Origin of the sequence: Streptomyces sp. E2N166, from assembly GCF_003671715.1 — a bacterium.
Lineage (GTDB): Bacteria > Actinomycetota > Actinomycetes > Streptomycetales > Streptomycetaceae > Streptomyces > Streptomyces thinghirensis.
In genome coordinates, this window is sequence record NZ_RAIF01000012.1 from 464,733 (window position 1) to 474,984 (window position 10,252).

Annotated in this window: 9 protein-coding genes; 7 read left to right on the forward strand and 2 right to left on the reverse strand. The window is 72.8% G+C overall.

Annotated elements, in window-relative coordinates; translation table 11 throughout:
• From EBH09_RS09785 to EBH09_RS09805, 5 genes are all read left to right on the forward strand, one after another.
• Positions 1-838 (forward strand): 2-oxo acid dehydrogenase subunit E2 (locus tag EBH09_RS09785; RefSeq protein WP_193776217.1); only part of this gene is annotated, 838 nt, incomplete at its 5' end.
• Between the two features lie 208 nt (positions 839-1,046).
• A complete protein-coding gene (locus tag EBH09_RS09790; protein WP_121746623.1) occupies positions 1,047-1,670 on the forward strand; it encodes a GntR family transcriptional regulator in 624 nt (207 codons plus the stop codon).
• A 369-nt stretch (positions 1,671-2,039) separates the two neighbouring features.
• Positions 2,040-4,742 carry a pyruvate dehydrogenase (acetyl-transferring), homodimeric type gene (gene aceE / locus EBH09_RS09795; protein ID WP_121746624.1) on the forward strand — a complete coding sequence of 901 codons (2,703 nt, stop codon included), beginning with the start codon at positions 2,040-2,042 and terminating at the stop codon, positions 4,740-4,742.
• A gap of 71 nt (positions 4,743-4,813) precedes the next feature.
• Positions 4,814-5,884: a YafY family protein gene (locus EBH09_RS09800; RefSeq protein ID WP_121746625.1), complete on the forward strand. Its 1,071-nt coding sequence runs from the start codon at positions 4,814-4,816 to the stop codon at positions 5,882-5,884.
• A gap of 56 nt (positions 5,885-5,940) precedes the next feature.
• Positions 5,941-6,462: a DUF4240 domain-containing protein gene (locus tag EBH09_RS09805; protein ID WP_121746626.1), complete on the forward strand. Its 522-nt coding sequence runs from the start codon at positions 5,941-5,943 to the stop codon at positions 6,460-6,462.
• Positions 6,463-6,525: 63 nt separating this feature from the next.
• On the opposite strand, the gene EBH09_RS09810 is transcribed toward EBH09_RS09805, so the two are convergent.
• Entirely contained in the window at positions 6,526-7,272 is a 747-nt protein-coding gene (locus tag EBH09_RS09810) for a peptidoglycan recognition protein (protein WP_238697303.1), read from the reverse strand.
• Between the two features lie 333 nt (positions 7,273-7,605).
• Between EBH09_RS09810 and EBH09_RS09815 the strand changes: the two genes are divergently transcribed.
• Positions 7,606-8,790 (forward strand): MarP family serine protease, encoded by a 1,185-nt coding sequence (locus EBH09_RS09815; protein WP_121746628.1) that lies wholly within the window; start codon positions 7,606-7,608, stop codon positions 8,788-8,790.
• A gap of 3 nt (positions 8,791-8,793) precedes the next feature.
• On the opposite strand, the gene EBH09_RS09820 is transcribed toward EBH09_RS09815, so the two are convergent.
• On the reverse strand, positions 8,794-9,288 hold the full coding sequence (locus tag EBH09_RS09820; protein ID WP_193776218.1) for a GNAT family N-acetyltransferase: 495 nt from the start codon (positions 9,286-9,288) through the stop codon (positions 8,794-8,796).
• Positions 9,289-9,360: 72 nt separating this feature from the next.
• Between EBH09_RS09820 and EBH09_RS09825 the strand changes: the two genes are divergently transcribed.
• The coding region (locus EBH09_RS09825) for a TIGR01777 family oxidoreductase (RefSeq protein WP_121747324.1) at positions 9,361-10,252 on the forward strand (892 nt) is incomplete at its 3' end.

The window sequence follows — 10,252 nt, forward strand, 5'->3', positions numbered from 1 at the left end:
CGGCCGCATCCGCAAGCAGGACGTCGTCGCCGCCGCCGAGGCGGCCAAGGCCGCCGCTCCGGCTCCGGCCGCCGCCGCGCCCGCCGCGAAGAAGGCCCCCGCCCTGGAGGCCTCGCCGCTGCGTGGCCAGACCGTCAAGATGCCGCGCATCCGCAAGGTCATCGGCGACAACATGGTCAAGGCGCTGCACGAGCAGGCCCAGCTGTCGTCGGTCGTCGAGGTCGACGTCACCCGCCTGATGAAGCTGCGCGCCCGTGCCAAGGACGCGTTCGCGGCCCGTGAGGGCGTCAAGCTCTCGCCGATGCCGTTCTTCGTCAAGGCCGCGGCCCAGGCGCTGAAGGCGCACGCGCCGATCAACGCCAAGATCAACGAGGCCGAGGGGACCATCACCTACTTCGACACCGAGAACGTCGGTATCGCGGTGGACTCCGAGAAGGGCCTGATGACCCCGGTCATCAAGAACGCCGGTGACCTCAACCTGGCCGGCATCGCCAAGGCGACCGCCGACCTGGCGGGCAAGGTGCGGGCCAGCAAGATCAGCCCGGACGAGCTGGCGGGTGCGACCTTCACCATCAGCAACACCGGTTCGCGCGGCGCGCTGTTCGACACGATCATCGTGCCGCCGGGCCAGGTCGCCATCCTCGGCATCGGCGCCACGGTCAAGCGCCCCGCCGTCATCGAGACGGAGGAGGGCACGGCCATCGGCGTCCGCGACATGACGTACCTGACCCTGTCCTACGACCACCGTCTGGTGGACGGCGCCGACGCCGCCCGCTACCTGACGGCGGTCAAGGCGATCCTGGAGGCGGGCGAGTTCGAGGTCGAGCTCGGCCTGTAATTCCCCTGCCAGTGGGCCTGTACGGTGCCCCCGCCCGGAGCTTCCCGGGCGGGGGCACCGTCGCGTTCCGGCGGCGGCACGCCGTGTAAGTCTCGTCTCACCTGCGTAAAAGCGCCCCCGTGCGCCCTTCCCGCCCGCCGCGTCGGCCGTATTGTCTAAGCGTCAAACGCCCCCGGGGTCCGAAGGGGACCCTCCCGAAGGAGCTCTCATGACCGCGCCCGTCGTCCACTCGCTGCGCGAACAGATCCGCGAGCACATCCTGGAAGGGATCATCAGCGGGCGCTGGCAGCCGGGCGAGCGGATCGTGGAGCGGCGCATCGCCACGGAGCTGGAGGTCAGCCAGACCCCGGTCCGGGAGGCGCTGCGCGAACTGGAGTCGCTGCGGCTGATCGAGTCGGCGCCGAACAAGGGCGTGCGGGTACGCAATCTGACCGCCGCCGACCTCGAGGAGAGCTACCCGGTCCGGGCCGGCCTGGAGGCGATCGCCGCGGAGCTGGCGGCGGACCGGCTCGCCGAGGACTGCTCGGCCCTCGAACCGCACGTCGCCGCGCTGTACGCGGCCGACCGGGTGTCCGACGGCACGGCCCAGGTACGGCACACGGTCGGCTTCCACCGGGAGCTGGTGCGGGCCGCGGGCAACTCGGTGCTGCTGCACACGTGGGAAGGGCTGGGCATCGAGGTGTTCACGGCGCTGTCGATACGGTGGCTGGGGACGGTGCAGCAGTCGTACGCGGAGGAGCACGAGGAACTGGTCGCGGCGTTCCGTCGCCGGGACCCCCGTATCGCGGACCTGGTCAAGGCCCACGTCCTGGGCTGCGCCCCCCGCGCCTAGGTTTTCGCCCCCGCCGCGCGCAAGTTCCCCGCGCCCCTGAAGGGGCGCGGGGAACTTGCGCGCTCAGCCACAGCGCACCCGCGGACGCCACACCACAGAACCCCCCGAGCTCATCCGCGCCCACCCCACCTCACCTGCGCAAACCCCCAACGGCAAGGTCACTCCGTGCCATCACCGAAGGCACCCCGTGCCGACTTTCTTGTAATCGAGAGGTTTTGCCCCTCAAACCTTTGATCGATCATCGATCAGGGAGTTACAGTCACGGACGGGCTTCCACCCAAGCCCAGCGCCCTGTCCTGCCAAAGACCAAGGGCACCCCCGATCCCCTTACCGATGAGGGAACCCCCTTCGACTGAGGAAGGCGGCGACATGACCGACCCCAAGGCCATCCAGCCGAGCGAGCTCGACCAGCTCCCGGACCGCGACCCGGAGGAGACCGCCGAATGGCAGGCCTCCCTGGACGCCGTCACCAAGGCGGCCGGGCCGCACCGTGCCGCGTACCTGATGCGCCGCACACTGGAGCGCGCCGAGGGCGCCGGCATCGCGCTGCCGAAGCTCCTCGAGACGGACTACGTCAACTCCATCCCCACCGCCGACGAGCCCGCCCCGGACGGGGACGAGGCGTTGGAGCAGCGGATCACCGCCTGGAACCGCTGGAACGCGGCGGCGATGGTCACCCGCGGCAGCAAGCACGGCGTCGGCGGCCACATCGCCACCTTCGCCTCCGCGGCCTGGCTCTACGAGACCGGCTTCAACCACTTCTTCAAGGGCAAGGAGGGTGACGGCTCAGGCGACCAGCTCTACATCCAGGGCCACGCCTCCCCCGGCATCTACGCCCGCGCCTTCCTCGACGGCCGGCTCAGCGAGGAGCAGCTGGACAACTTCCGCCGCGAGGCCGGCGGGAACGGTCTGCCGTCCTACCCGCACCCGCGCCGGCTGCCCTGGCTGTGGGAGTTCCCCACGGTGTCGATGGGCCTGGGCCCGATCTCCGCGATCTACCAGGCGCGGTTCAACCGCTACCTGACCAGCCGCGGCATCAAGGACCTGACCAACTCCCACGTGTGGGCGTTCCTCGGCGACGGCGAGATGGACGAGCCGGAGTCCACCACCGCGCTCACCCTCGCGTCCCGCGAGGGCCTGGACAACCTGACCTTCGTCATCAACTGCAACCTGCAGCGCCTCGACGGTCCGGTCCGCGCCAACTTCAAGATCGTGCAGGAGCTGGAGGCCCAGTTCCGCGGCGCCGGCTGGAACGTCGTGAAGTCGCTGTGGGGCACGGCGTGGGACGAGCTGTTCCAGCTCGACACCACCGGCGCGCTCGTACGCCGCCTGCGCGAGGTACCCGACGCGCAGGTGCAGACCTACCAGACGCGCGACGCCGCCTACATCCGTGAGGACTTCTTCGGCACGGACCCGCAGCTCGCCGAGATGGCGAAGCTGCTGTCCGACGACAAGATCCTCGAGTGTTTCCACTACTCGCGCGGCGGCCACGAGTCCCGCAAGGTCTACGCCGCCTACCGGGCCGCGCTCGCCCACAAGGGCGCGCCGACCGTGATCCTGGCCCAGACGGTCAAGGGCCACACCCTCGGCACCGGCTTCGCGTCCAAGAACGCCAACCACCAGATGAAGAAGCTCTCGGTGGACGAGTTCAAGGACATGCGCGACCTGCTCGGTCTGCCGATCAAGGACAGCGACTTCGTCGACGGCGTGGTCCCCTACGGCCACCCGGGCGCCGACTCCCCCGAGGTCCGCTATCTCCAGGAGCGCCGCGCCGCCCTCGGCGGTCCGGCCCCGGCCCGCCGCGTGCACCCGGTCGCGCCGCTGCCCGCGCCCGCCGAGAAGGTGTTCGCGTCCTTCGACAAGGGCTCCGGTTCGCAGAACGTGGCCACCACCATGGCCTTCGTCCGCCTGGTCAAGGACCTGGTCCGCGACAAGGAGACGGGCAAGCGCTGGGTGCCGATCGTCCCCGACGAGGCGCGCACCTTCGGCATGGAGAGCCTCTTCCCGTCCCTGGGCATCTACTCGCCCAAGGGCCAGACGTACGAGCCGGTCGACCGCGACCAGCTGATGTACTACAAGGAGGCCAAGAACGGCCAGATCCTCAACGAGGGGATCACCGAGGCCGGCTCGATGGCCGACTTCATCGCCGCCTCGACGTCGTACGCGACGCACGGCGAGACGATGATCCCGTTCTACATCTTCTACTCGATGTTCGGCTGGCAGCGCACGGCCGACCAGATGTGGCAGCTCGGCGACCAGCTCGGCCGCGGCTTCCTGGTCGGCGCGACGGCCGGCCGGACCACGCTGACCGGTGAGGGCCTCCAGCACGCGGACGGCCACTCCCCCGCCATCGCGGCGACCAACCCGGCGTCGCTGACGTACGACCCGGCGTTCGCGTACGAGGTCGCGGCGATCGTCAAGGACGGTCTGCGCCGGATGTACGGCGAGGCGGCCCCGGGTGAGGACCAGGACGTCTTCTACTACCTGACCGTCTACAACGAGCCGATGCCGCAGCCGGCCAAGCCGTCCGCCGCCGGTGTGGACGAGGGCATCGTCAAGGGCCTGTACCGCTTCAACACGGCGGAGTCGGCGGGCCTGGCCCCGGCCGCCAACGCCCCGCGCATCCAGCTGCTCGGCTCCGGCACGGCGATCCACTGGGCGCTGAAGGCGCAGAAGCTGCTCGCCGAGGAGTGGGGCGTGTCCGCCGACGTGTGGTCCGCGACCTCCTGGACGGAGCTGCGCCGGGACGCGATGGAGGCCGACGCGGCGCTGCTGCGCGGCGAGGAGCGGATGCCGTACGTCCGCCAGGCGCTCCAGGGCGCCGAGGGCCCGGTCCTCGCGGTCTCCGACTACATGCGCCAGGTCCCGGACCAGATCGCGCAGTGGGTCGAGCAGGACTGGTCCTCGCTGGGCGCCGACGGCTTCGGCCTGTCGGACACCCGTGAGGCCGCCCGCCGCCACTTCGGCGTCGACGCCGAGTCCATCGTGGTCGCGGCACTGGCCCAGCTCGCGGGTCGCGGCGAGGTCAAGGCGACGGCCGTGAAGGAGGCGCGCGAGCGCTACGGCCTGTAAGGGTCGGCATGAGCTGAGAGGAGGCCCCCGCCCCGGCGGGGGCCTCCCGCGTTCTCCTGCATGATGTGGGCATGCGCGCTGCCCGCCTCATCAAGATGGTGCTGCTCCTCCAGTCCCGCCCGGCCATGACCGCCGCCGAGCTGGCCGAGGAACTGGAGGTGTCGGAGCGGACCGTGACGCGGGACGCGCAGGCGCTGTCGGAGGCGGGCGTACCGGTGTACGCGGAGCGGGGCCGGGCCGGGGGCTACCGGCTGATCGGCGGGTATCGCACCCGGCTGACCGGACTGGCGCGGGGCGAGGCCGAGGCGCTGTTCCTGTCCGGGGTGCCGGGGGCGCTGCGCGAGATGGGCCTTCAGGACGCGGCGTCGGCGGCCCGTCTGAAGGTGTCGGCCGCCCTGCTCCCCTCCCTCCGGGACGCCTCCCGCACGGCGGCGCAGCGGTTCCACCTGGACGCGCCGAACTGGTTCCGGGAGCCCCGGACGCCCGAGCTGCTGCCGGCGGTCGCGGACGCGGTCTGGGACGACCGGAGGGTCACCGCGCGCTACCTGCGCGGGGAGGACGAGGTCGTCCGGGAGCTGGAGCCGTACGGGCTCGTGCTGAAGGCGGGCGTCTGGTATCTGTGCGCGAGGATCGCGCGGGCGGCGGGCGGCGGGGCCTTCCGCGTCTACCGCATCGACCGGTTCACGGCGGTGGACGCGGGCGAGGAGCGCTTCGCGCGGGACGACGGCTTCGACCTGCCCGCGTTCTGGGCGGAACGGGCGGAGCAGTTCGCGCGGTCGCTCCTGCGGACGGAGGTCGTGGTGCGGCTGTCGGCGGAGGGCGTGCGCGGGCTGCCGCACGTCCTGGACGCGCGGTCCGCCCGGGAGGCGCTTCAGACCGTGGACACGCCGGACGCGGACGGATGGGTGACGGTGACGCTGCCGGTGGAGTCCGAGGAGGTCGCGCACACCCAGCTGAGAGGGCTGGGGCCGGAGGTGGAGGTGCTGGCGCCCGAGGCGCTGCGGCAGCTGTTCGCCCGGGAAGCGCGGCGGCTGGCCGGGTTGTACGGCGACGGGGTGCCCGGGGGCGGGGTGTCCGGGGGCGGGGTGTCCGGGGACGAGACGGACGGGACGTACGGCGACGCGCACCGGGCCGGCACATAACGATCCGCTCCGCTCCACGTGCGTACCACCCCTCCAGGACCGATGCTGGACCCGTGATGGACGAGACGGAGTTCTGGGAGCTGATCGACGCCACCCGGCAGGGTGCCGACGGCGATCCCGAGGACCAGGCCGACCTGCTCGTGGAGCGGCTCCTCGGGATGGACCCGGACCTGGTACTCGACTTCGCCCGCCATTTCGAGGCCCGCTACAACCGCGCCTGCACCTGGGACCTGTGGGGCGCCGCGTGGGTGCTGCTCGGCGGTGCCAGCGACGACGCCTTCGACTACTTCCGGTGCTGGCTGATCGGCCAGGGCCGCGAGGTGTACGAGGGCGCGGTGCACGAGCCCGACTCGCTCGCCGAGCTGCTGGACGACTTCGACGAGGAACTGGACGGCGACGGCGAGGAACTCGGCTACGCGGCCGACGAGGCCTACGAGCAGCTCACCGGCACCGTCGCCCCCGATCTCGGCATCGCGCCCGCGCCCGCGGAGCCGCTGGGCACCGCTATCGACCTGGAGAACGACCGGGCCGTCGCCGAGCGGTTCCCGCGCCTGTGGGAGCGGTTCGGGCAGGACTGACGCACCGCCTCCCCGGTCGGCCGGCGCGACCGGCCGCGGGCGGCGGGAATCTCGGCGCGGGTGTCAGTCTGCCCGGTCCTGGAGTCGCGCCGCCCGGTCCCTGATGTCCGGTAGGCGGGCGGTGAGGGCCGCACCCGGGCAGCTGGTCTGGTAGCCGTCGTCGTGGCCCGCGACGGCGGGCAGGGTGGCGGTGGCGCCGACGGCGTACCGGCTGAGGCCGTTGCTGGAGACCAGACTGGCCTTCCCGCGCGGGTCGGTGTCGGTGCGGCCGAGTTTCCAGGCGGCCAGCGCGGCGATCGCGTCGGTCAGCGCGTCGGGCACGGGCACCCCCGCGGTGAAGGTGCCGAGGGCGGCGATGCCGGTGGTGCGGTGGTTGAAGCCCTGGGTGTGGGCGCCGGTGACGGGCCGGTCGATGCCGCCCGCGCGGCCCTCGTAGATGGTGCCGCAGCGGTCGACGACGAAGTTGTAGCCGATGTCGTCCCAGTCCCGGGCGCCGGTCTGACCCGCGTAGACACCGCGGAGGATGGCCGGCACGTCGGCGCAGTCGTAGCCGTTCGGCGTGTCCGTGTGGTGGACGAAGACGGCGAGGATCTTGTCGTCGTAGCGCGGGGGCGGCTGCGCGCGGGCGGCGTCGCCCAGCCAGACCGACCGGGGCACGACGGGCGGCCGGGGCGCGGCGTGCCGGTCGGCGGCGGCCGGCCGGGCGTGCGTCGCGGCGGCCCGTTCCACACCGCTCGCGCACAGCGCCAGCGCCGCGACGGCGGCCAGGCCGGGCAGACAGCCGAGCAGCGCCCGTGCCGCGCCCGGCATGCGGGCGGCGGCACCCGGTATGCGGGCCGCGCCCGGTACGGGAAGCGCACGTCGCTCCCGGGCGTCACGCGGTCCTCGGAAGACACGCATGCTCCCACTGTCCGGCGGATCAGCTCCTTCCGCGATGTGTGCTGTGCCACCCGATGGAACCATCGTCCTGGTCCACGACGTTTTCCGGTTGATCGCACGCACTCGCGGTCACTCGCACACCCGTCGACGCGCACGGGTGGCGGTTTTCGGACTGCCGCGCGTCCCAGGCTGATCACGGGGCCCGTCCGGCACGTACTCAGGGTCCCGGGGTCCGCAGAGGGTCCGGACAGAAAGGCGGCTCGCGTGGACCTGCTCGACATCCTGCTGGCGCTGGTGGTGCTGGCCTACGCTGCGGCCGGCTACCGGCGCGGCCTGGTGGCCGGTTGTGTCTCGCTGGCCGGTTTCGTGGGCGGTGCGGCGCTCGGCGTGTGGATCCTGCCGTGGGTGATGGATCTGGTGGCGCCGGGCTCGACGGCGGCGACGGTGACCGCCGTGGTCACGGTGCTGCTGCCGGCGGTGGTGTGCCACGAACTGGCGGGGCGGCTCGCGCTGCGGCTGCGCCGGGAGCTGGACGCGGGGCCGCTCAGGGTGGCCGACGGGGTCGGCGGGGCGGTGGCCAACGCGGCGGCCGCGCTGGTCGTGGCGTGGGTGGCGGCGAGCGTCCTGGCGGCGTCCTCCTCCCCGCTGCTCACCTCGGCGATCCGGGACTCGACGCTGCTGGGCGCGGTGCAGCGGGCGATGCCGGACACCACGCCGGCGTGGTTCTCCGGGGCGACGTCCGCGCTGACCGAGGCGGGTTTCCCGCAGGTCTTCAACCCCTTCGAGAACGAGTCGACCGCCGAGGTCGCCGAGCCCTCCGGCGACAGCGTCACCGCGGCGGCCACCAACGCGGCCAAGCTCAGCACGGTCAAGGTCGAGGGCGTCGCCGGGACCCAGGGCCGGGAGGGCAGCGGCTTCGTCTACGCGCCGGAGCACGTGATGACCAACGCCCACGTGGTGGCGGGCATCGACGACCCGAGCGTGCGGGTCGGCGGGGTGGGGCCGTCGTACGAGGCCCGGGTGGTGCTGTTCGACCCGGGCAAGGACGTGGCCGTGCTGTACGTCCCCGACCTGTCCGCGCCCGTCCTGCGGTTCGACGACGACGCGGAGCGCGGCGACCCCGCGGTGGTCGCGGGCTACCCGCAGGACGGCGACCTGGACCTGCGGGCGGCGACGGTGGCGAACCGGATACGGGCGACCGGGCAGAACATCTACAGCGACGCGAACGTCACCCGGGAGATCTACTCGATCCGCTCCACGGTCCGCCCCGGCAACTCGGGCGGACCGCTGCTGACCACCGACGGCCGGGTGTACGGCGTGGTCTTCGCCCGCTCCACCTCCGACGCCCGGACCGGTTACGTGCTGACGGCGGACGAGGTGGCCGACGAGGCGCGGCGCGCGGCGGAGGCGACGGAGGCGGTGGACACGGGCGAGCCGGTCACGTCGTGAGCGTCAGGGGCCGGTCAGCGACCGCCCCATCAGTACGTCGTCGACGTACTCGCCGTCGAGGTGGAACTCCTCCGGCTGCACGCCCTCCACGACGAAGCCCTCGGACTCGTAGAGCTTGCGGGCCGCGGTGTTGTGGCCGAGGACCCGCAGGGTGATGCGCCGGGCGCCCAAGCGGCGGGCCTCCTCCACGGCGGCCCGGACGAGCGCGCGTCCGGCGCCGTTGCCGCGGGCCGCGTCGGAGACGGCGAGGCCGCGGATCTGGCGCACGTGGGAGTTGGAGGCCAGTTCCGTGGGGAAGCCGAGACGGACGTAGCCGACGACGGCGCCGTCGAGTTCGGCGACCAGGTGATCGGCGGGGCCCGAACGCTCGCTGAAGAAGGCCTGGTCCGGTTCCGGCGGAGGCGAGACGGCGTGCTGGTAGGACCAGGTTTCGAGGTCGAGCAGGCGCAGTGGCTGCTCGTCGTCGGACCTGGCCCGGCGTATGTGCGGAGCTGGCATGACGGTCACTGTACGACGCCGGACCGGAGAGTGGTCCGGGGTTTTTCCCGGGTCACGCGGCAGGATGGGCGCATGGACGATGGACGCAAGGACAGGGGACGTTCCCGCGTCGCGGTGGCCGGTGCGTCCGGCCTCATCGGCGGCGCACTGGTGCGGTCCCTGACCGCGGACGGGCACGACGTGGTGCGCCTGGTGCGCCACGTGCCCCGGAACGCGGACGAGGTCCGGTGGGACCCCGAGGGCGGACGCGTGGACGCGGCCGGGCTCGACGGGTGCGACGCCTTGGTCAATCTGGCCGGGGCCGGGGTGGGCGACCGCCGCTGGACCGACGCGTACAAGACGCGCATCCGCAGCAGCCGGGTGCACGGCACGACGGCGCTCGCGGAGGCCGTCGCCTCGTCGGAGCGGCCTCCGCGGGTCTTCGTGAACGGCAGCGCGATGGGCTTCTACGGCGAGACCGGCGACCGTGCCGTCGACGAGAGCGCGCCCGCGGGCGAGGGTTTCCTGCCGTCCCTGTGCCTGGAGTGGGAGGCCGCGGCGGCCCCCGCCCGGGAGGCGGGCGTACGGACGGTGTTCGTGCGGACCGGGCTGGTCGTCGCCCGCGGGGGCGGGGCCTGGGGACGGCTCTTCCCGCTCTTCCGGGCGGGGCTCGGCGGGCGGCTGGGCGACGGGTCCCAGTACTGGTCCTTCGTGGCGCTGCACGACGAAGTGGCGGCGATCCGGCACCTGCTGGACCGCGACGACCTGTCCGGCCCCTTCAACCTGACCGCCCCGCACCCGCTGACGAACCGTGAGGTCACCGCGGCCATGGCGCGCGTCCTGCGCCGCCCGGCCCCGTTCGCGGTGCCCGCCCCCGTCCTGCGCGCGGCGCTCGGCGAAATGGCCGGCGACGTCCTGGGCAGCGCCCGGGTCCTCCCGGCCCGCCTGCTGGACTCGGGTTTCCGCTTCGCGTTCCCGGAGATCG

Coding starts and splice junctions, on each gene's coding strand:
- aceE (WP_121746624.1), top strand. CDS start 2,040: ATGACCGACCCCAAGGCCATCCAGCCGAGCGAGCTCGACCAGCTCCCG.
- EBH09_RS09820 (WP_193776218.1), bottom strand. CDS start 9,288: ATGCCAGCTCCGCACATACGCCGGGCCAGGTCCGACGACGAGCAGCCA.
- EBH09_RS09800 (WP_121746625.1), top strand. CDS start 4,814: ATGCGCGCTGCCCGCCTCATCAAGATGGTGCTGCTCCTCCAGTCCCGC.
- EBH09_RS09805 (WP_121746626.1), top strand. CDS start 5,941: ATGGACGAGACGGAGTTCTGGGAGCTGATCGACGCCACCCGGCAGGGT.
- EBH09_RS09810 (WP_238697303.1), bottom strand. CDS start 7,272: ATGCCGGGCGCGGCACGGGCGCTGCTCGGCTGTCTGCCCGGCCTGGCC.
- EBH09_RS09790 (WP_121746623.1), top strand. CDS start 1,047: ATGACCGCGCCCGTCGTCCACTCGCTGCGCGAACAGATCCGCGAGCAC.